Source organism: Thioclava sp. UBA3469, assembly GCF_002378135.1.
Classification (GTDB): Bacteria; Pseudomonadota; Alphaproteobacteria; order Rhodobacterales; family Rhodobacteraceae; genus Thioclava; species Thioclava sediminum.
The window spans coordinates 1-18,413 of record NZ_DFRG01000057.1 but is presented as its reverse complement, the minus strand read 5'-3'; the positions used below and the strand labels follow the sequence as shown (position 1 = coordinate 18,413).

Annotated in this window: 22 protein-coding genes and 1 pseudogene; 11 read left to right on the top strand and 12 right to left on the bottom strand. The window is 63.2% G+C overall.

Going from position 1 to position 18,413, the window contains the following annotated elements; translation table 11 throughout:
* Positions 1-213, bottom strand: a 213-nt coding sequence (locus B3D39_RS04250; protein ID WP_286789414.1) for a DUF692 family multinuclear iron-containing protein, incomplete at its 3' end; no start/stop codon positions are given.
* Positions 214-270: 57 nt separating this feature from the next.
* Positions 271-543: a DUF2282 domain-containing protein gene (locus B3D39_RS04245; RefSeq protein WP_078522705.1), complete on the bottom strand. Its 273-nt coding sequence runs from the start codon at positions 541-543 to the stop codon at positions 271-273.
* Positions 544-696: 153 nt separating this feature from the next.
* Between B3D39_RS04245 and B3D39_RS04240 the strand changes: the two genes are divergently transcribed.
* The gene (locus B3D39_RS04240) at positions 697-1,245 is read left to right on the top strand and encodes a sigma-70 family RNA polymerase sigma factor (protein WP_078522786.1); all 549 of its coding nucleotides are present in this window, start codon (positions 697-699) and stop codon (positions 1,243-1,245) included.
* Positions 1,242-1,871, top strand: a complete 630-nt coding sequence (locus tag B3D39_RS04235; RefSeq protein WP_274962605.1) for a DUF1109 domain-containing protein — start codon at positions 1,242-1,244, stop codon at positions 1,869-1,871. The genes B3D39_RS04240 and B3D39_RS04235 overlap by 4 nt, the downstream gene beginning before the upstream one ends.
* 3 nt (positions 1,872-1,874) lie before the next feature.
* Here B3D39_RS04235 and B3D39_RS04230 read toward each other — a convergent pair whose 3' ends face one another.
* The 3 genes from B3D39_RS04230 to B3D39_RS04220 form a co-directional block, all read right to left on the bottom strand.
* Positions 1,875-2,660 (bottom strand): 3'(2'),5'-bisphosphate nucleotidase CysQ, encoded by a 786-nt coding sequence (locus tag B3D39_RS04230; RefSeq protein WP_274962604.1) that lies wholly within the window; start codon positions 2,658-2,660, stop codon positions 1,875-1,877.
* Positions 2,647-3,996 carry a TldD/PmbA family protein gene (locus tag B3D39_RS04225; protein WP_274962603.1) on the bottom strand — a complete coding sequence of 450 codons (1,350 nt, stop codon included), beginning with the start codon at positions 3,994-3,996 and terminating at the stop codon, positions 2,647-2,649. Before B3D39_RS04225 ends, B3D39_RS04230 begins: the two co-directional genes overlap by 14 nt.
* 69 nt (positions 3,997-4,065) lie before the next feature.
* A complete protein-coding gene (locus B3D39_RS04220; protein WP_274962602.1) occupies positions 4,066-5,556 on the bottom strand; it encodes a DUF2125 domain-containing protein in 1,491 nt (496 codons plus the stop codon).
* 118 nt (positions 5,557-5,674) lie between these two features.
* Here B3D39_RS04220 and B3D39_RS04215 point away from each other — a divergent pair, with 118 nt between their 5' ends.
* Positions 5,675-6,292 carry an enoyl-CoA hydratase/isomerase family protein gene (locus B3D39_RS04215; protein ID WP_274962601.1) on the top strand — a complete coding sequence of 206 codons (618 nt, stop codon included), beginning with the start codon at positions 5,675-5,677 and terminating at the stop codon, positions 6,290-6,292.
* 60 nt (positions 6,293-6,352) lie between these two features.
* Here the strand turns inward: B3D39_RS04215 and B3D39_RS04210 are convergent, their stop codons facing one another.
* The 4 genes from B3D39_RS04210 to B3D39_RS04195 all read right to left on the bottom strand — a co-directional run bounded on the left by B3D39_RS04210 (position 6,353) and on the right by B3D39_RS04195 (position 9,213).
* Positions 6,353-6,694 (bottom strand): DUF2853 family protein, encoded by a 342-nt coding sequence (locus tag B3D39_RS04210; RefSeq protein ID WP_078522711.1) that lies wholly within the window; start codon positions 6,692-6,694, stop codon positions 6,353-6,355.
* Positions 6,695-6,794: 100 nt separating this feature from the next.
* A complete protein-coding gene (locus tag B3D39_RS04205) occupies positions 6,795-7,139 on the bottom strand; it encodes a TraR/DksA family transcriptional regulator (RefSeq protein ID WP_274962600.1) in 345 nt (114 codons plus the stop codon).
* Between the two features lie 99 nt (positions 7,140-7,238).
* Positions 7,239-8,630: an adenosylhomocysteinase gene (ahcY, locus tag B3D39_RS04200; protein WP_286789413.1), complete on the bottom strand. Its 1,392-nt coding sequence runs from the start codon at positions 8,628-8,630 to the stop codon at positions 7,239-7,241.
* A gap of 73 nt (positions 8,631-8,703) precedes the next feature.
* On the bottom strand, positions 8,704-9,213 hold the full coding sequence (locus B3D39_RS04195) for a hypothetical protein (RefSeq protein WP_286789412.1): 510 nt from the start codon (positions 9,211-9,213) through the stop codon (positions 8,704-8,706).
* Between the two features lie 130 nt (positions 9,214-9,343).
* On the opposite strand from B3D39_RS04195, the gene B3D39_RS04190 reads away from it, so the two are divergent.
* Entirely contained in the window at positions 9,344-10,300 is a 957-nt protein-coding gene (locus B3D39_RS04190) for a glycosyltransferase family 8 protein (protein WP_078602451.1), read from the top strand.
* A complete protein-coding gene (locus tag B3D39_RS04185) occupies positions 10,297-10,881 on the top strand; it encodes a hypothetical protein (RefSeq protein ID WP_078541454.1) in 585 nt (194 codons plus the stop codon). The genes B3D39_RS04190 and B3D39_RS04185 overlap by 4 nt, the downstream gene beginning before the upstream one ends.
* 55 nt (positions 10,882-10,936) lie before the next feature.
* Here the strand turns inward: B3D39_RS04185 and B3D39_RS04180 are convergent, their stop codons facing one another.
* From B3D39_RS04180 to B3D39_RS04170, 3 genes are all read right to left on the bottom strand, one after another.
* On the bottom strand, positions 10,937-11,245 hold the full coding sequence (locus B3D39_RS04180; protein WP_274961564.1) for an H-NS histone family protein: 309 nt from the start codon (positions 11,243-11,245) through the stop codon (positions 10,937-10,939).
* A 71-nt stretch (positions 11,246-11,316) separates the two neighbouring features.
* Complete coding sequence (locus tag B3D39_RS04175) at positions 11,317-11,871, bottom strand: ActR/PrrA/RegA family redox response regulator transcription factor (RefSeq protein ID WP_078522717.1); 555 nt, start codon at positions 11,869-11,871, stop codon at positions 11,317-11,319.
* A gap of 64 nt (positions 11,872-11,935) precedes the next feature.
* Complete coding sequence (locus B3D39_RS04170; protein WP_274961565.1) at positions 11,936-12,598, bottom strand: SCO family protein; 663 nt, start codon at positions 12,596-12,598, stop codon at positions 11,936-11,938.
* Between the two features lie 105 nt (positions 12,599-12,703).
* Between B3D39_RS04170 and regB the strand changes: the two genes are divergently transcribed.
* From regB to B3D39_RS04140, 6 genes and pseudogenes are all read left to right on the top strand, one after another.
* On the top strand, positions 12,704-14,086 hold the full coding sequence (gene regB, locus B3D39_RS04165; protein ID WP_286789411.1) for a sensor histidine kinase RegB: 1,383 nt from the start codon (positions 12,704-12,706) through the stop codon (positions 14,084-14,086).
* Between the two features lie 100 nt (positions 14,087-14,186).
* Positions 14,187-15,791 carry a PAS-domain containing protein gene (locus B3D39_RS04160; RefSeq protein WP_274961567.1) on the top strand — a complete coding sequence of 535 codons (1,605 nt, stop codon included), beginning with the start codon at positions 14,187-14,189 and terminating at the stop codon, positions 15,789-15,791.
* Positions 15,792-15,831: 40 nt separating this feature from the next.
* Complete coding sequence (gene tsaE / locus B3D39_RS04155) at positions 15,832-16,326, top strand: tRNA (adenosine(37)-N6)-threonylcarbamoyltransferase complex ATPase subunit type 1 TsaE (protein ID WP_078570570.1); 495 nt, start codon at positions 15,832-15,834, stop codon at positions 16,324-16,326.
* Positions 16,319-17,314 carry an aminoglycoside phosphotransferase family protein gene (locus tag B3D39_RS04150; protein WP_274961568.1) on the top strand — a complete coding sequence of 332 codons (996 nt, stop codon included), beginning with the start codon at positions 16,319-16,321 and terminating at the stop codon, positions 17,312-17,314. Before tsaE ends, B3D39_RS04150 begins: the two co-directional genes overlap by 8 nt.
* Complete coding sequence (locus B3D39_RS04145) at positions 17,290-17,973, top strand: nucleotidyltransferase family protein (protein WP_274961569.1); 684 nt, start codon at positions 17,290-17,292, stop codon at positions 17,971-17,973. The genes B3D39_RS04150 and B3D39_RS04145 overlap by 25 nt, the downstream gene beginning before the upstream one ends.
* Positions 17,966-18,413: pseudogene (locus B3D39_RS04140) on the top strand (double-strand break repair protein AddB); the annotation flags it as partial. The gene B3D39_RS04145 and the pseudogene B3D39_RS04140, both read left to right, overlap by 8 nt.

Genomic DNA, 18,413 nt, shown 5'->3' with positions numbered 1-18,413 from the left:
CAGCGGATCGGGCCCGCCGATCGAGAGGCCCACGCCATGCACCGAAAGCGCATAATCCGCGCGCAGCCGTTCCAGCATCGCATGCGGCATGCCGCCCGCGCCCATATAGTTTTCCGCGTGAATCTCGAAGAAACCGAGATCCGGTTTCGTCTCTGTTATGGCGGGAAAATGCTCTGGCTTGAAGCCGAGGCCCGCTTTGCGTGGCAGTGTCATGGCAGCCTCCATCGGTGAGGAAACGGGGCGCGCGCAGTCCGCACGCCCCGCTTGGGGTCACATCTCCTTGGGTTCGAGCGAGCCCATGCCGTGCGGCGTCTCGATCTCGGTGCAGGTGCCCGCCGGGACGAGTTTCCAAGCGTTGCCCTGATAGTCCATCGTCGCGGTGCCGGCGCAGGTGGTGCCGGGCCCGGCCGCGCAATCGTTTTGCCCGGCCATCGCGACGCCGTAGCATTTCTCCATCGCCTGATCTTCGGCATGGGCGGCGCTGGCCAGCCCCATCGCGCAGGTCAGAGCGGTTGCAAAGCCAAGGGTGGTTTCGGTCTTCATGGTAGTCTCCCTGATTGGTTGGGACCGTTGCGGTCCTGATCACCCTTCGCGTCAGGTCACGGCCGCGTTACACCGATCACGCCAGCGTGAACGAAAAAAGTTTTTCGCTCCGGCTGTAACGAAGGCATGATCGCGAACGAAAGGACGGCGATGATGCATGATCGGCGGGCAGATTGGTCGCAGCTCCTGCGGGCTGCGAATGCGGGCGACAAGCGCGCCTACGGTCTGTTCCTGCAGGCCGTGACCCCGGTGTTGCGGTCTGTCGTGCGGGCACGCGGTGCCGGGCTGTCCGAGGCCGATTGCGAGGATGTCGTGCAGGAGGTGTTGCTCGCCATCCATCTGAAGCGTCACACGTGGCGCGAGGATGAACCGGCGGCGCCATGGTGCTACGCGATCGCCCGGCACAAGGTGGTCGACGCCTTTCGCAAACGGGGGCGACGTATCCATCTTCCGGTGGAGGATTTCGCCGAGATGCTGCCCGCCGCTCCAGAGGCCGATCCCACGGAAAAGGCCGATATAGAGACGTTTTTGACCCATCTCGAGCCCCGCGCCGCGCAGTTGGTGCGCGCTATCGGGCTCGAAGGGAAGAGCATCGCGGAAACCGGCGATGCGTTAGATATGAGTGAGGGAGCGGTGCGCGTGATGCTGCATCGCTCGTTGAAAAAACTGGCCGCGCTTCGCGAGAGGCTGATCGAGATATGAAAACCGAAGACCTGATATCCGTATTGCAACAAGACACGTTGCCCGATCCGCGCCCGAAGCAGGTGCTTGGCCGCTGGCTTGTGCCGGCGCTTCTGCTGTCGGCACTGTTCGTGATTTCGGTCTATGGGCTCCGTTTTCCGCTGCAACAGACCCTTATGACGCCGGAAATCGCCCCGAAATTCTACCTGCCGCTGGTCTTGGCCGTGCTTGTGACCCCGATGGCGGTGCGTTTGGGGCGGCCCACGGCGAAGGTATCGACGGGATGGCTCTGGATCTTCCCGGCGATCGGGGCAGCGCTTTTGGCCTATGCCTTCCTGACCACGCCCGAGGGCCAGCGCATGGCGGATTTCGAGGGCGAGACGATCCTGCCCTGCCTGATCTCCGTGCCGATGCTGTCCCTCCCGGCGCTGGGCGCGCTTCTCATCAGCCTGCGCAAAGGGGCGGTGACGCGGCCGGCTCAGGCCGGGGCGCTGGCGGGGCTTGCCGCCGGGGGCATGGGCACCGCGATTTATGCCCTGCACTGCACCGAGGACAGCCCGCTGTTCTACGTCACCTGGTACGGGATCGGGATCGTCGTCGTGATGCTTGCGGGCGCTTTGCTCGGGAAGCGCGTGCTGCGCTGGTAGACCCTAATCCGGCCAAAACGCCAGATTTTCGATGAATTTCGCATGCAGGGTCGGGTTGGCAACGACCAGCCCGCTCGATTGCGGCGGGGAGCGGTTGAACCGCAGCGCGCGGCCGTTGCGATCCGTTGCCAGAAGCCCCGCGCGCTGCGCGATCAGGCTCGCCGCCGCGATGTCCCATTCCCATGCCGGACGTAGCGAAATCGTCGCATCGAACCGCCCTTCTGCCACCAGACAGAGCCGCCATGCCAGCGAGGAGCGGAAATGGCGGTGGTAATCCGGCTGGGCGTGCCGCCAGAAGCTCGGATTGTCGGAGAGTTTCGATGTCAGGACCGTCGCGCCCGTGAGCGCTTCTTGGGTTCCGGGCCGCAGGGGCTCCCCGTTCAGGCAGGCCGGACCGTCGATCGTCGCGGAATAGGTGAGATCGTGAACCGGCAGATGCACCACGCCGGCCACGACCGCGCCATCGCGCACCACGGCGAGCGCATGGGCGAAGCCGCCATCATGGGCAAGGAAGGCGCGCGTGCCGTCGATCGGATCGACAATGAAGGTCGAGCGCGCCTCGAGACGCGCCGGATCGTCGGTGCTTTCCTCCGACAGCCAGCCGTAATCGGGCCGGGCGCCGCGCAGGCGCTCTTCCAGCAGCGCGTTCACCGCCAGATCGGCCTCCGAGACCGGACCGGCCCCGTCGCCTTTGTCCCAGGCTTCGGGTGCCTTTTTCCAGTATTTCAGGGCAAGCGCACCGGCCTCTTTCGCGGTCTCGATGAGAAGGGGAAGATCAGTCTCCGGCAAGCGTCATTCCTTCGAGGAGAAGTGAGGGCACGATATGGCTCAGATGCATCCGCGCGTCATTCGCGGGCCGGATGCTGCGGAGCATATCGCGCAGGTTGCCCGCGATGGTGCATTCATTGACCGGATAGACCGGCTCGCCGTTTTCCACCCAATAGCCCGAGGCCCCGCGCGAATAATCGCCCGTGTTGGGGTTGATCGTGGCCCCTATGAAAGAAGTCACCAGAAGCCCGGTGCCCATCTCGGCCATCAGCTCCTCGCGCGTCTTGTCGCCCTGCGTCAGGGTCACGTTGCCGATGCCGGGCGAGGGCGGGGACGAGGTGCCGCGGCTGGCATTCGCGGTCGATTGCAGGCCCAGTTTCCGCGCGCAGGCGAGGTCCAGCGTCCAGCTTTTGAGCACCCCATTCTCGACGATGGCGCGGCGCGCGGTGGCCAGGCCCTCGGCGTCGAAGGGGCGCGAGCCGGAGACGCGCTTGCGATGCGGCTCCTCGATCAGCGAGAGGCCTTCGGGCAGAACCTGGTCATCCAATGCGTCGCGCAGCCACGAGGCCCCGCGGCAGATTGCCTGCCCGTTCACCGCCGACAGAAGATGCCCGATCAGGCTGCCCGAGACGCGTTCGTCGATCAGCACCGGATAGGCACCGGTTTTCGGGCGGCGCGGATTGGCGCGGGCGGCGGCGCGTTCGCCCGCCAGACGCCCGATCTCTTGCGCGCTGGGCAGATCGGACTGGAAAATGCGGCTTTCGGCGGCCCAGTCCCGCTCCATCCCCAGCCCCTCGCCGGAAATCGCGACGGCTGAGACGACGCGCGAGCTGCGATCATAGCCGCCCGCGAAACCGTTGGAGGCCGCGACATGGACGCGCCGATAGGAATAGGCGGCGGAGGCGGATTGCACCTGGGCGACGCCGTCGACGCCAAGCGCTGCGGCCTCGGCCTCTAGCGCGTCACTTTGCAGCGCCTCGGCGGAGGGCTCGGCGCTCGGATCGGCCAGTTCCATGCCGTCGGCATCGCGGCGGTCGGTCAGCTGCGACGGATCGGCGAGGCCGATGAACGGATCCTCCGGCGCTTCGCGGGCCATCGCAATCGCGCGCTGCGCCATTTCCTCGAAGGTGCGGGCGGAAATATCGGAGGCGGACACGCAGGCCTGTTTGCCGCCGAGAAGGACACGCAGCCCGATCTCGACGCCCTCCGACCGCTCGGCCTGTTCGAGACGGCCTTCGCGGACATCGATCGCAACCGAGCGCCCATCGACCGCAATGGCATCGGCGGCAGGCGCACCTGCGCGCTTCGCAGCCTCGAGCAGCGACTGGGTCAGATCGGAGAGGGAGGGCTTGGTCAATTTACACCTCGTGAGAATAACGAAAGCCGCCCGGAGACCCGGACGGCTTCTCGCCGTGGGTTTCAGTCTTTACTGGACGCGTTGGCCGTTGACGAGGATTTCCCCGCCATCTTGGAACTCGACCTGCGACTCGTAGGCATCGTCGCCCGTGGGCTTGGCGTAGAGGCCGAGCATCATCCGCCCGAACATGATCTGATCCTGCGGCACGAGCCCCATTGCGACCAGCTTGTCCATCAGCGCATTCGCCCCGGTCAGCGTCAGGTCGATCTTGCCCGTGGGCATCGGCATCGGCCCGCCATTCTTCAGCTCGAGCGCGCCCTTGCCGTTCAGATCGGCGCCGACCATCGACAGCTTGATGTTGTTGATGTCGACGGTGTCGACCTGCATCGGCGGCGCGTCCATCGCGGCGGCGGCCGGGCTGAACAGGTCTTCGGAAAGCTTCATCTTGCCCGAGAGATCGACCTGCAGCGTTGCCGGGTCATGCGGCAGATCGCCGTTCGGGTCGAACATGGCCCAGATATTGTCGGAGACCGTGACGCCGTTGAGGCCGATCATCGCCTTGTAATCCTGCGCCTCGTCGGCTTTCGCGACCGGCATCGCGAAATTCATGTCCGCCGACTGGATATCCGCGGTGATCGGGAAGGGCAGCTCGGGCGTCGTCATCTCGATATGGCTGGAATTGCTCTGGCCACCGAAGGACAGGCCGTCCTTCGACATCGCGATATCGAGCTTGCCGCCCTGATCGGTAGACTTCTGATCGACCTTGCCGTCGGGACCGTCGGCGCTCACCGTCCAGTTCGAGCTGGCATAGGTCATCGCAAGATCGAGGTTCGCACCGGCGTTGAGCGCCTCGTCGAGCTTCTCGGAGTCGATGCCCTTGGGCATCGCGAACGTTCCTTCATAGGCGAGGTCGTTCATCTGGCCGTTCATGTTGAACGTGCCGCTGCCCTCTGGATCGGCACCTGATGCGGTCAGGTCCAGCGTTCCGATGGACATCTTGGAATCGACCGAATGCATGTCGCCATCGACGACGTGGTAATTGCCCTTGGTGTTCTCCAGCGAGAAGTACATTTTGACCGGCACGTCTTGCCCCTCGGCGGTGACGGTCTGATCAAGATCCATCGTCATCTTCGGCGCGTCGATATCGTAGGTCAGATCGCCCGGCGACCCGGAGACGATGACCTTGCTGTCCGTCTGGGTCATCGTCATCTTCATGGCGATGTCCGAGGTGTCGGTGCCCGGCTTGCCGGTCATGTCGCCGGTCATGGTCTCGGGGAAGACGGTCTCCACCGTGCCGTCGCCAAGATCGCGCAGCTTTAGTTCCGGAACGTCGAGCGTGAGGCTCATGTTGTCGACATTGCGGACCATCTTCACGTCGGAGACGGTGAGCGTGTCGCCCTCGCGGTTCTGGCTCCCGACCATCACCTCATAGCCGTAGGTCTGGTATTCGGATTGCCACGCCTGCCAGACCTGCTCCGCGGTCACATCCGCAAAAGAGGCCGTGGTGGACAGCAGCGAAACCACAACGGCGCCGGAACCGACGGTTTTGAGCCATGCCATAAGAGGGGTACCTTTCCACTGAGAACCAAGTCGCGCCATCCTCCTTTGGGTCAGGCCGATGGTCAAGCCTTCCCGGGGCTGCTAGACGGGTTTCACGGGAGTTGTGAGGAGGCTGGGAATGATCCGCCACGAGATCGAGAACGGGCTGTGGCGCGTGACCATAGACCGGCCTGAAAAAGCCAATTCGCTGACCGGCGCGATGCTGGGCGAGATCGCCGATCTGGCCGAACGTGCAGGGCGCGAAGAGGCGCGGGCTTTCGTGCTGAGCGGGAATGGCAAGGTCTTCTCCGCCGGAGCCGATCTGGACGAGGCGAAATCCGGTACGCTGGCGACCGATCCGGTCTGGGAGCGGCTTTCGGGCGCGATCGCTTCGCTGCCCTGTCTGACCATCGCGGCGCTCAATGGCACGCTGGCCGGAGGCGCGATGGGGATGGCGCTGGCCTGCGATCTGCGCATCGCGGTGCCGGGCGCGAAGTTCTTCTATCCGGTGATGAAGCTCGGCTTCCTGCCGCAGCCCTCGGACCCGGCGCGCATGGTCGCGCTGGTTGGGCCTGCGCGGGCGAAGATGATCCTGATGGCGGGGCAGAAGATCGAGGCCGAAGAGGCGCTGAACTGGGGGCTGATCGACCGGATCGTGCCGCGCGAGGCGCTGGACGAGACGATCGAGACGCTGACCGCCGATGCGCTGGGCGCGCGGGCGGCGCATGTCGCCGGGATCAAGGCGCTGATCCGCTAAAGCGAACGGCCCGGACAGGCCGGGCCGTGGGTCGTCACAAGCTGCGCGATGTGCTCGCGATCAGGCGTAGACGCTTTCTTTGCCGAAATGCTTGGTGAGCATGTAATAAATCACGGCGCGATACTTGTTGCGCTCGGACCGGCCATAGGTCTCGATCACGCTGTCGATCGCATCCATCAGCGCGGGGCTGTCCGAGAGGCCGAGTTTCTTGACGAGGAAGTTGTCCTTCACGGTCTCAAGCTCTGCCTTGTCCGTCGCCGCCACGGTCGAAGAATCCGCATTGTAGATCGAGGGCCCGCAGCCGATCGTTACCTTGGTCAGAAGATCCATGTCCGGGGTCATGCCGCATTTGGATTTCAGATCCTCGGCGTATTTCTCAATCAGCTCGTCTCTTTTACCCATGTGTCCCACCTATCAGGTTGCTCTGCCCAGAAATGAAGGCAGGCGCAGGGTAAGCCGAGATAGTGAAATTACAAAGCGTAAATCCCGGAACGCGCGTGGCTCAGCCATCGCCGCGACAGGAGACGCATTGCGTGAAGGTCGGGTCGAGTTCGAGGCGCTTCTCGGGGATCGGCTCGCCGCAGCTGTCGCAATAGCCGAATTCGCCCTCCGCTATGCGCTGGAGCGCGGCCTCGATCGCGGTGATCCGGTGCTGACGGCGGCCGTCGACCGCATTGGCCATCGCCTGGTTCTGCAGCGCATCCATGCGCGACAGCCGCCCGACGCTTTGCTGATCCAGCTCGACGGGTTTGCGGGTCTGCGCGGTGTCCTGCGATGCGCTGCGCAGCTCGGCCAGTTCCGCCTCCAATTGCGGCTTGAACCGCGCGGCAAGGTCTTCGGGTGTCATCGCTCTCCTCCTGTCCCGAGGAAAACCGATCACGGCCTGCGTTGCACGTAAAAAGGCCGCACTCGAAGGTGCGGCCTTTGAAATCGCGATGCGATCGGGTCAGTAGCGGTAATGCTCGGGCTTGAAGGGCCCTTCGACCGTGACGCCGATATACTCCGCCTGATCGGGCTTGAGCTGGGTCAGCTTCACGCCGATCCGCTCCAGATGCAGACGGGCGACCTTCTCGTCGAGATGCTTGGGCAGGATGTAGACGCCCGGAGCATAGTCTTCGCCCTTGGTCCACAGCTCGATCTGCGCCAGCACTTGGTTGGTGAAGCTCGCCGACATCACGAAGCTCGGGTGGCCGGTGGCGTTGCCGAGGTTCAGCAGGCGGCCTTCCGACAGCAGGATGATGCGCGAGCCCGAGGGCATCTCGATCATGTCCACCTGGTCCTTGATGTTGGTCCACTTGTGGTTCTTCAGGTTCGCGACCTGAATTTCATTGTCAAAATGGCCGATGTTCCCGACGATCGCCATGTCCTTCATCTCGCGCATATGCTCGATCCGGATGACGTCCTTGTTGCCGGTGGTGGTGATGAAGATGTCGGCGCTGTCGACGACGTCTTCCAGCACGACGACCTCGAACCCGTCCATCGCGGCCTGCAGCGCGCAGATCGGATCGACCTCGGTGACTTTCACGCGGGCGCCCGCGCCGCGAAGCGAAGCGGCGGAGCCTTTGCCCACATCGCCATAGCCGCAGACGACGGCCACCTTGCCGGCCATCATCGTGTCGGTGGCACGGCGGATGCCGTCCACGAGGCTCTCTTTACAGCCGTACTTGTTGTCGAATTTCGACTTGGTGACGGAGTCGTTCACGTTGATCGCGGGGAAGGGCAGCAAGCCCTTCTTGTGCAAATCATACAGGCGGTGCACGCCGGTCGTGGTTTCTTCCGAGACGCCCTTGATCGCGTCGCGCTGCTTGGTGAACCAACCGGGGCTGGCCGCGAGGCGCTTCTTGATCTGGGCGAACAACGCCTCTTCCTCTTCCGAGGTGGGCACTTCGATCAGGTCAGTCTCACCGTTTTCGACGCGCGCGCCGAGCAGGATATAGAGCGTCGCATCCCCGCCGTCGTCGAGGATCATGTTGCAGGTGCCTTCCTCGAACTGGAAGATCTGGTCGGTATAGGACCAGTATTCCGCGAGCGTCTCGCCCTTGATCGCGAAAACGGGCGTGCCGCCAGCGGCGATCGCCGCGGCCGCGTGATCCTGAGTCGAGAAGATGTTGCACGAGGCCCAACGCACGTCGGCGCCAAGCGCCTTGAGCGTTTCGATCAGCACAGCGGTCTGCACGGTCATGTGCAGCGATCCCGCGATGCGTGCGCCTTTAAGCGGTTTGCTCTCGCCGAATTCCGCGCGGCAGGCCATCAGGCCCGGCATTTCGGTTTCGGCGATGTCGAGCTCCTTCCGGCCGTAGTCGGCCAGAGCGATATCCTTGATGACGTAATCGGCCATGTGCGGCTCCCAATCTGAATTTGGAAGCTATGTAGCACTGGGACCGTAAAGCGGCAATGAAGGCCGATCACGATCAGGTTGCGGGAAGAATCCCTTCGCGATGCAGGAGCGCCACCGGGTTGTTGCCACGCTTCCAGTCCGTGCCCGAGGACACGATGCAGGAGACGTTGTCGGCACGGGTATAGACCGCAGTCCAGGTGCCCATGATGCTCGAGGCGTAAAGCTCGACCTTACGGTGATCGCCAAGCTGTTTCGTCATCGCGGGCTTCTCCGCGAAGTCGTGATTGAGCGAGTCCACGAGCTTCGCGCGGTTGTCGCAATAGGGCTGATCGGGGCTTTGCGCCTCGCCGATCGCCGTGACGTTGTCGAAGGCCGACAGATCGCCATAAGGAATTTCGGACGGAATATCTTCCATCGGGCGACCGTCGCCCTCATAGCCATCCAGCATGACCTGCCGCGCCGATTCAGCTTGCGGGGCAGGTTGCACAGCCTCGTCGCTGCGCACGGCGGCGATGGCAATGGTAGCGGGGATCGAGATAATCGCGATCCCGGCGGCAAAGAACGTAGTTTTCGAGGTCTGCATTTTGGCGTCCCCTTTTTCTCTCCGTGTCAACCCAAGAACACACTCCGCGCGAAAATGTTCCTCAATCTGTGGCGTTTACAGCTGCATTGGCTTTGGCTAGTCACAGATACGCGCTGCATGAGAGGGGCGAATGGAGATCAATCTGGCCTGTTCGAAACCTGCGCAGCACCGCTCTGCGATCGCGTTTTGCTGCGATGACGCTTACCTGCCTTATGCCGCACATGCGGCGGGACAGATCGCGCAGCTTCACCCGGATCGGGATTTCGATATCTGCATCGTCAGCGCCGAGCCGGTTACGCTTCCGGCGTCGCTCGACGGGTTGAACCTGCGGCTGTGTAGTTTCGATCCAGAGCTAATATTTTCGGGGTTCTCGACCGATCGGGGACGCAGTTCGGCCATGTATATGCGCCTCATGCTGCCGAAGATTTTCGCGGATGATTATGATCGCATTCTCTATCTCGATGCCGATATTCACGTGGAAAGCGGCGATCTCTCGCGGCTGCTGACGGTCGACCTCGGGGAGAAGCCGGTCGCGGCAGTGCGGGATAATCCGCAATGGCGGACGCCCTCGCGGATGCCGGAAGATTTCAAGGATTTCGATCTCGCCAACGCCGCCTATTTCAATTCCGGCGTGCTGCTGATCGATGTGGCAAACTGGAATGCCCAAGGCATTCTCGAGGCGGCGCTGAGCTTTGGAGAAAAGAACGGTGCCCGCCTGCGCCGGAACGATCAGACGCTTCTCAATTGCGTTCTGTACCGCAACTGGGCGGAGCTCAGCCCGATGTGGAACTGGCAATATACCCCGGCCTCGCGACTGCATGAGGCGATGGTCAGCGCGCATATCGTGCATTTCATCGGTCCGTCGAAACCGTGGAAAGCGCGACCGGAAACTTTGCCGCCGCGCTTTGGGCGGGGTTTGCGCCATTTCTGCGCCGCGCATTTCCCGGAACGGCGCTTCGATATTCCCGACGGTCCCGGACCGGGCAGCAAGCTGATGACGAAAATGCTCGTCCGGCACCTCATCAACAGAAACAAAATGGCGCGCTATCTCGCGCGCTTTCCCGACGACTATACGGTGATCACATGAAACGCGCTTGGCAAAGGATGCTGTCGGGGCGCAGGCTCGACCTGCTGGACCCGACGCCCGTCGATATCGAGATCGAGGATATCGCGCATGGTCTGGCTTTCGTGGCGCGCTGGAACGGTCAGACTTTCGGCGACTGGCCCTATTCCGTGGCCGAGCATTCGCTTCTGGTGGAGCAGATTTTCTGCCATCAGAATCCGAAGATCGCGGCGAAATGGAAATTGGCGGCGCTTTTGCATGACGCGCCGGAATATGTGCTGGGCGATATGATCAGCCCGGTGAAGGCGGCGATTGGCGAAGGCTATGGCACGCTCGATGATCGGCTGATCGCGGCAGTGCATATACGCTTTGGACTACCTGCGGCGCTCCCCGTGCGAATCAAGCGCGCGATCAAAAAGGCGGATATCGTCTCGGCGCGGTTGGAAGCCGAACAGATTGCCGGGTTTTCAAAGGTGGAGGCGGACAAGGTCTTCGGAAAGCTCGCGCCGGAATATGCCGAAACCTTTAAAATCCATCTGCGGCCGCCGTCCGAGGTGCGCACGGATTATACCGCACGCCACGAAGCGCTTTTGTCAGAGCTGTAATACGAGTGTCTGCAATTCCGGCAGGCACTCGTATTCAAAAATACTTATTTGTTTCTCAGATCTTCAGATCGTCGAGAGATTTGCCATTATCAAGCGCGGCTTGCACCCAACGCGGCTTACGGCCACGACCGGTCCAGGTTTCGCTGGAATCGTCCGGATTGGCATATTTCGGCGGCACGGTGCGGCGCGGCTTGGCCGAACCCGATCCGGTCAGTTCCGCCAGCGAATAACCCATATCGCGGGCCGCGCGCTCAAGCTGATCGATCGCTTCTTTCTTCTTGCGATCCTCGTAGCCGGAGATCGCCTTGTCGACTTGCTTACGAAGAGCTTTCAGCTCGTCGAGGGACATATCATCTAGATTCATTTTAAAGCTCCGAATTGGATATCCGGAGCATTAAATAGAAACCTTAAATATTTAACAACCTAACCAAAACGTCAGCGAGGGCTTCTCTTAGCCAAAATCCGCTGAAGGGTCCGGCGATGCATATTCAGGCGGCGCGCGGTTTCCGAAACATTCCGGTCGCAAAGTTCGTACACCCGTTGAATATGTTCCCAGCGCACGCGATCCGCGCTCATCGGGTTTTCCGGCGGCGGCGGGGCAACCTCGCCTTTTGCCAATAGCGCATTTGTGACGTCGGTGGCATCGGCGGGTTTCGCGATATAATCGGTCGCGCCCATTTTCACGGCGGCCACTGCGGTCGCGATGGCCCCATATCCGGTCAGCACCACGATCCGCGCATCGGCGCGCTTTTCGCGCAGCGCCTCGACCACGTCGAGCCCGTTGCCATCTTCGAGCCGCAGGTCGATCACCGCATAGGCGGGCGGGTTCGATTGCACGATCGCGCGCCCCGCGGCGACGGTTTCGGCGGTCTGGGTCTCGAAGCCGCGTTTCTCCATCGCGCGGGCCAGCCGCGTGAGAAACGGCAGATCATCATCGACGATCAGAAGCGATTTGTCCGACCCGATATCGGCGCTGATGTCTTCAGCCATTATCGTAACTCCCTCTCGCCGAGTTTGACGCTTGGATTTGTTTTAAGCTGTTGCGCTTGTTCGGTCAATTTCCGGCTGCGCCGTCAGGATTGGCCTTTTTCCACGCATCGACGAAACAGGAGACGCTGTCGGCCATCTGCTCGGGCGTGGTGTCGCGGTTGTAGTATTCCGCGAAGCCTGTGTCCGGGAAGACCAGATAGCTTTGGGTCGAGTGATCGATCAGGGTGTAGGGATCGCCCGGATCCTGAACTTTGAAATAGGTGCGGTATTCCTGCGAGACCTTCTTGATCTGCTCCGGCGTGCCGGTCAGCCCGATCATTTTCGGATGCATGAGATCGGTGAATTCCTTCAGCAGCTCGGGGGTGTCGCGTGCGGAATCGACCGAAATGAAGACCGGCGTCACCGAATAGCCGCGCTTTTCGAGAAGGCTTACGGCCTCGGCATTGCGCGCACTGTCGAGCGGGCAGACATCCGGGCAATAGGTATAGCCGAAATAGAGAATGCTCGGCTCGGTGATGACATCCGTATTCGTCACTTCCTTGCCGTTCTCATCGGTCAGGGTGAAAGGACCGCCGATTTCGCCCGCGCCGCCTGCGACGACGCTTTGCCGGCACTGCGCGAAAATATCGTTGTCATTGCTGCGGGTCGCGGCGAACCAGGTGACGCCCAGGCCGATGACCACGATCGCGGTCGCGGCGGCAGCGGAAATTTTCGCAATACGGTTCATATTGTCACTCCTCTCACGGCTGCATTGATCGCGCGGCGGGCGCCGATTATCAATGCTTTCATGCCGCCAATTCCGGCGATGTGCGCTTTGGACGCGGGAGACGACATGGCTCAACGCCTCGAGGCCCAACCCGGCCCGGCCGAGATTCACCACGACTGGGTGCGCCTCCGGACGCTGATCTTCCTGCGCTGGACCGCGATTGTCGGTCAGCTCGGCGCGATCTTCGTCGCCTATTTCGTCTATGATATCGCGCTGGATCTGGCGCTGTGCCTTGCCACGGTCGCGGCGGCAATCGCGGCCAATCTCGTGGCGATTTTCCTGTTTCCCGACACCAAGCGCCTGACCCAGCCCGAGGCGGCGGCGACGCTGATGTTCGACATGGCGCAGCTTGCGCTGTTGCTGTCGATCACGGGCGGGATGAACAACCCCTTCGCGCTGCTCATTCTCGTGCCGGTCACGATAGCGGCCACCGCGCTGGAGCGGTCGGCGACGATCTTGCTGGGTCTTGCGACGATGGTGATGATCTCGATCGTCGCCGTGGTCTATCTGCCTTTGGTCAGCAAGACCGGCGAGGTGATTGCCGTGCCCGACGTCTTCGAATTCGGCTACTGGCTGTCGATCATCATCGGCGTGGCGTTCCTTGGTGCTTATGCACATAAGGTGGCGAGCGAAGTGCGCTCCATGGGCGATGCGTTGCGCGCGACCCAACTGGCCCTGACGCGCGAGCAGAAGCTGACCGATCTGGGCGGGGTCGTCGCGGCGGCGGCGCATGAGCTCGGCACGCCGCTTGCGACGATCAAGCTGGTGAGTTCGGAGCTGGCCGACGAGCTCGAAGACAGCCCCGATCTGCGCGACGATGCGCTCCTGATCCGCGAGCAGGCCAATCGGTGCCGCGACATTCTCCATTCGATGGGCCGTGTCGGGAAAGACGATCTGCATATGCGGACCGCGCCCATCGTCGCCGTTCTGCGCGAAGCGGCGGACCCGCATATGGAGCGTGGGATCGAAATTCACTTCGATGCTCATCCGATCGTCGAGGGGCTGGAGCGGCAGCCGACGATCTACCGCTATCCCGAATTGATCCACGCGCTGCGCAATTTCATCCAGAACGCCGTCGATTTCGCGCACTCCACGGTCTGGGTCGAAGCGGAATGGGATGACGAAGAGATCACCGTGCGGATCAGCGATGACGGCAAGGGCTATCCGACGAGCGTGCTCAACCGGATCGGCGATCCCTTCCTGCAACCGCGCGCGAATGCGGCGGAGCGCAAAGGCTATGAGGGGATGGGGCTTGGCGTTTTCATACCGAAGACCCTGATCGAGCGTACGGGCGGGCGGCTCACCTTCTCGAATGGCGACGCGCCTTTCGCGCCCGGCGCCGTAACGCCCTCGCGCTCCGGTGCGGTGGTGGAAGTCGTCTGGCCCGCCGCGCGTCTCGTGGCGCGGGACGACGCAGGTCTCGGGCTGAACCAGCCCATCGCGGTCTGATCGCCCTCACATAACTTACGCGGTTCCAGGTGAAGTTAACGCTAGGTTAATGATTCTTTCGCACCCTCGACCTGGGGACAGGTTTGAGAGGCCGAAAGACATGACGACTGCATGGCTTGAGGCGACGATGATCGCGCTTACCTCGGTGGGCGCGGCCTTGGTCGCGTTGCTGCTGACATGGCTCACCGTGGGCCCCGCGCCCGGGCGCAGGCTGACCCCCGCTGCGCGAGAGGACATCGAGGAGGTGGCTTTCCTGTTCGACGACGAGGCGCTTGTGGATGCAACGCCCCCCGCGCGGCGCTTGCTGGAATCGATGCCCATCGGGGCGAGCGACTGGACGCGTTTCACCGCGTTCGCCACACCGCGCTTTCCCGAATTTCAGTCCCGCATCGGCCAGCTCGCCGATCTCGGGCGGCTCGAGATGACCGAGGTTGCGAGTGCCACCGACAAGCCCCGGCTCCGCCTCACCGTCGAGAATTTCAACGGTCTGGCGCGGATCACCCTCGTCGATCCCGAGGGCGAGGGGCAGGGTCAGCGCGTCGACAGTCTCTCTTTCCGCGCGATGGAAGACGAATTGGAGATGATGCGCACGACGCTCGACCGGTCGCCGGTTCTGATCTGGCGGACCGAGAAGGGCGGTGAGCTGAGCTGGGCAAATAGAGCCTATCTCGCGCGCGCAGGGGCTTTCGATGCGGGGGAGGAGGGGTTTGGATGGCCGCTGCCGAGCCTGTTCACGCTGCCGCCCGACGCATTCGACGGGGGCGGGCCGCATCGTCTGGAAATCGGCCGAGCTTCGCAAAACGCCCCGGATGCCGCGACATGGTTCGACTGTCACTCCGTCGTTCTCGAACGCGGCACGCTGCATTTCGCCCTCCCCGCCGACGCCGCCGTGCGGGCCGAGAAGGCATTGCGCGATTTCGTCCAGACCCTGACCAAGACCTTCGCCGACCTGCCGATCGGACTCGCGATTTTCGATCGGTACCGGCAGCTACGGCTGTTCAATCCCGCGCTGAGCGATCTTCTGCAGCTCGGACCGGAACTCCTCGCGACGCGCCCGACGCTCTACGCCTTTCTCGACAGGCTGCGCGAAACCAAGATGATGCCCGAGCCGAAGGATTACCGGAGCTGGCGGCAGGAAATGACAGAGCTGGAGCAGGCCGCCGCCTCCGGGTTCCACGCCGAGACCTGGAACCTGCCCGGCGGGCAGACCTATCGCGTCACCGGACGCCCGCATCCCGATGGCGCGGTGGCGTTCCTGTTCGAGGATATTTCGTCGGAAACGTCTCTAACCCGGCAGTTTCGTGGTGAAATCGAGATGGCTCAGGAGGTATTCGACCGGGTCGGCGACGCGATCGCGGTGTTCCGCCCCTCGGGCGAATTGGCGATGGCGAATGCCGCCTATGGTGCGCTCTGGGGGGTCGAGCCGGAGGCGACGCTGGGCCGGGTGACCCTGCTCGACGCGGTAAAGCAATGGCAGGCACGCGCCGAACCCAGCGCCTTCTGGTCGTGGCTGCAAAATCTCGCCCGGGAAATCGGCGCGCGCGAGAACCTGACCGAAGAGATCACCCTGCTCGACGGGCGGCATGTGACCTGCCAACTCGAGACGCTTTCTGGCGGGGCGTTCCTCTTGCGATTCAGCGTCGATACGGCGTCCGATACGTCGCCGCCACGTCAAACGGGCGCCGCCATCGCGCAGCAAGGCTAGCCGCTTGGCAAAGGGGCGATCGACGCGCTAGAACCGAGCCATGCCCGCGCCGACGCACGCCCCCGTTTCCAGCGAAATGCCCTGCCTCGATCTCCCCGATCCCGAGGCGACGGAGCGGCTTGGCGCGCTCTTTGCCGAATTCGCCGGGCCGGGCGATGTGCTGCTGCTCGATGGTCAGATCGGCGCCGGAAAGACCCATTTCGCGCGCGCCCTGATCCAGACGCGGCTCGGCGTGGCCGAGCATGTGCCCTCGCCGACCTTCACGCTGGTCCAGACCTACGAGGCCGATTGCGAAATCTGGCATGCCGACCTCTATCGGCTCACCGACCCCGACGAGGTTCTCGAACTCGGGCTGGATGCCGCCTTCGACAGCGCGATCTGCCTGATCGAATGGCCCGACCGGCTCGGCTCGGCCGCGCCGAAAGGGGCGCTTCGGCTGCGCTTTGAGCAAACCGAAGAAGGCGCATCGCGAAGGGTTTGTTTCGAGACGAATACGCCTCTTTCGCAGCAGGTTTTGGGGGCGTGGAATGGCTGACGAAGTCGAGATTCGAAGCTTCCTCACCGCCGCCGGGTGGCAGGACGCCAGCCGCCGCCCGCTCACCGGAGATGCCTCCGCCCGCAGCTACGAACGCCTGACCCGCGGCGCAGATCGTGCCGTGTTGATGAAAGCGCCGGACGGGGCCGAGATCGCCCGCTTCACCCGCATCGGCGATTGGCTCGCCGAGGCCGGTTTTTCCACGTCGCAGGTACTCGCGCGCGATGATGCGGCGGGCCTGCTGCTGCTCGAAGATTTCGGCGATGCGCTCGCGGCTCGTCACCTCGACGCGACGCCTGAAGACGAGCCTGCGCTTTATGCTCTGATCACCGAATTTCTTGCCGATCTTCCTCGCCACCCGCCACCGGAGGATCTGCCGCTGCTGGATGGCCCCGCGCTCACCGATCTTATGGACTTGGTGCCGGAGTTCTACCCCTGCACAGATCGCGCAGCCGCGGATGCGCTCAAACAGGCGATTGCACAGAAATTCGACACTCTTCCGGCGTGGAAGCCGGTTCTATGCCTGCGCGATTTTCATGCGGAGAACATCATTTTGCTGGATCGCCCGGGCCTGCGCCGCCTCGGGCTTCTCGACTACCAGGACGCGCTGCGCGCCCATCCCGCATATGATCTGGTCTCCGCGCTGCAGGACGCGCGCCGCGATGTGAGCCCGCAGGTCGAGACAGCCGAGATCGCCCATTACTGTGCGCTGACCAAGACCGATCCGACCACGTTCCGCCTTGCCTACGGTCTGCTTGGCCTGCAACGCGCGCTGCGGATCCTCGGGATATTCGCGCGGTTGACCATTCGCGACGGGAAACCCCAATATCTTGAGTATATGCCCCGCGTTTACGGCTATATCTCGCGTAACCTCGCCGATCCCGCGCTTGCCGATCTGGCGGAGCTGTTCCACGCCGCCTATCCTGCACCCGACCCGAATTTGATTGCTGATTTGAGACAAAAATGCCCGACCAGCCCGACGCCTTGATGCTCTTCGCCGCCGGTTTCGGCACGCGCATGGGCGCGCTGACGCAAACCCGGCCCAAACCGATGATCGAGGTCGCCGGGCGTCCCCTGATCGATCACGCGCTCGATCTTGCCCGGGCGGGCGGGGCGCGGCGGCTCGTGGCCAATGTGCATTACCTCGCCGATCAGGTGGTCGCGCATCTGGCCGGGCAGGACGTCGCGATCTCGGACGAGCGCGACGAGATTCTGGAAACCGGCGGCGGGCTGCGTAAGGCGCTGCCGCTGCTTGGCGATGGCCCGGTGATGACGCTCAACACCGATGCGGTCTGGAGTGGCGAGAACCCCGTGGCCCGGCTGCGCGAGGCGTGGCGGCCCGACGAGATGTCGGCGCTTCTGATGCTGGTGAGGCCCGAAAATGCGCGCGGACATGCGGGCGCGGGCGATTTCACGATGGATGAGACCGGCCGCCTGACGCGCGGGCCGGGTTTTGTCTATACCGGTGCGCAGATGCTGAATCCCGCTGGAATAGGGTCTATTTCCGAGCGGAGCTTCTCGCTGAACATCCTGTGGGATGAGATGATTGCGGCGGGGCGCGTCTTCGGTCTCGTGCATGACGGTGGGTGGTGCGATGTCGGACGACCCGAATCCATTACGCTGGCCGAGGCGATGCTCGATGAGTGAGGACGCCGCCTCCGTCTACGCCCTCCCGCCGGGCGTCGATTTTCCCCGCGCCCTGGTTGCTGGCCTGCGCGCGCGCTTTGCCGATCAGCCGCCCGAGGCGCTGGCCCGGGTCACCCTCTATCTGAACTCCGGGCGGATGCGTCGCCGCGTGCGGGAGGTCTTTCTCGAAAGCGGCGCGCTCTATCTGCCGCGGCTCCTGCTGGTGAGCGATCTCGGGGCCGATCCGCTCGCGGGTCTGCCTCTGCCCGTGCCCCCGCTGCGCCGCAAGCTCGAATTGGCCCAGTTCGTGGAGCAACTCACCCGCGCCATGCCCGAATTCGAGGCGGGCGCGATCCAATTCGCGCTGGCCGAGAGCCTGTATTCCCTCCTCGCCGAGATGCAGAGCGAGGGCGTCCATATCGACGATCTCGACCAGCTCGAGCTGACCGAGACCCACGCCC

Bases quoted from the DNA above. Each gene is read 5' to 3' on its own strand.
- B3D39_RS04145 (WP_274961569.1), top strand. From the start codon at position 17,290: ATGCCCGACCAGCCCGACGCCTTGATGCTCTTCGCCGCCGGTTTCGGC.
- B3D39_RS04195 (WP_286789412.1), bottom strand. From the start codon at position 9,213: ATGCAGACCTCGAAAACTACGTTCTTTGCCGCCGGGATCGCGATTATC.
- B3D39_RS04205 (WP_274962600.1), bottom strand. From the start codon at position 7,139: ATGACACCCGAAGACCTTGCCGCGCGGTTCAAGCCGCAATTGGAGGCG.
- B3D39_RS04190 (WP_078602451.1), top strand. From the start codon at position 9,344: ATGGAGATCAATCTGGCCTGTTCGAAACCTGCGCAGCACCGCTCTGCG.
- B3D39_RS04235 (WP_274962605.1), top strand. From the start codon at position 1,242: ATGAAAACCGAAGACCTGATATCCGTATTGCAACAAGACACGTTGCCC.
- regB (WP_286789411.1), top strand. From the start codon at position 12,704: ATGGCTCAACGCCTCGAGGCCCAACCCGGCCCGGCCGAGATTCACCAC.
- B3D39_RS04220 (WP_274962602.1), bottom strand. From the start codon at position 5,556: ATGGCATGGCTCAAAACCGTCGGTTCCGGCGCCGTTGTGGTTTCGCTG.
- tsaE (WP_078570570.1), top strand. From the start codon at position 15,832: ATGCCCGCGCCGACGCACGCCCCCGTTTCCAGCGAAATGCCCTGCCTC.
- B3D39_RS04160 (WP_274961567.1), top strand. From the start codon at position 14,187: ATGACGACTGCATGGCTTGAGGCGACGATGATCGCGCTTACCTCGGTG.
- B3D39_RS04245 (WP_078522705.1), bottom strand. From the start codon at position 543: ATGAAGACCGAAACCACCCTTGGCTTTGCAACCGCTCTGACCTGCGCG.
- B3D39_RS04150 (WP_274961568.1), top strand. From the start codon at position 16,319: ATGGCTGACGAAGTCGAGATTCGAAGCTTCCTCACCGCCGCCGGGTGG.
- B3D39_RS04185 (WP_078541454.1), top strand. From the start codon at position 10,297: ATGAAACGCGCTTGGCAAAGGATGCTGTCGGGGCGCAGGCTCGACCTG.
- B3D39_RS04210 (WP_078522711.1), bottom strand. From the start codon at position 6,694: ATGGGTAAAAGAGACGAGCTGATTGAGAAATACGCCGAGGATCTGAAA.
- B3D39_RS04170 (WP_274961565.1), bottom strand. From the start codon at position 12,598: ATGAACCGTATTGCGAAAATTTCCGCTGCCGCCGCGACCGCGATCGTG.
- B3D39_RS04175 (WP_078522717.1), bottom strand. From the start codon at position 11,871: ATGGCTGAAGACATCAGCGCCGATATCGGGTCGGACAAATCGCTTCTG.
- ahcY (WP_286789413.1), bottom strand. From the start codon at position 8,630: ATGGCCGATTACGTCATCAAGGATATCGCTCTGGCCGACTACGGCCGG.
- B3D39_RS04240 (WP_078522786.1), top strand. From the start codon at position 697: ATGCATGATCGGCGGGCAGATTGGTCGCAGCTCCTGCGGGCTGCGAAT.
- B3D39_RS04180 (WP_274961564.1), bottom strand. From the start codon at position 11,245: ATGAATCTAGATGATATGTCCCTCGACGAGCTGAAAGCTCTTCGTAAG.
- B3D39_RS04215 (WP_274962601.1), top strand. From the start codon at position 5,675: ATGATCCGCCACGAGATCGAGAACGGGCTGTGGCGCGTGACCATAGAC.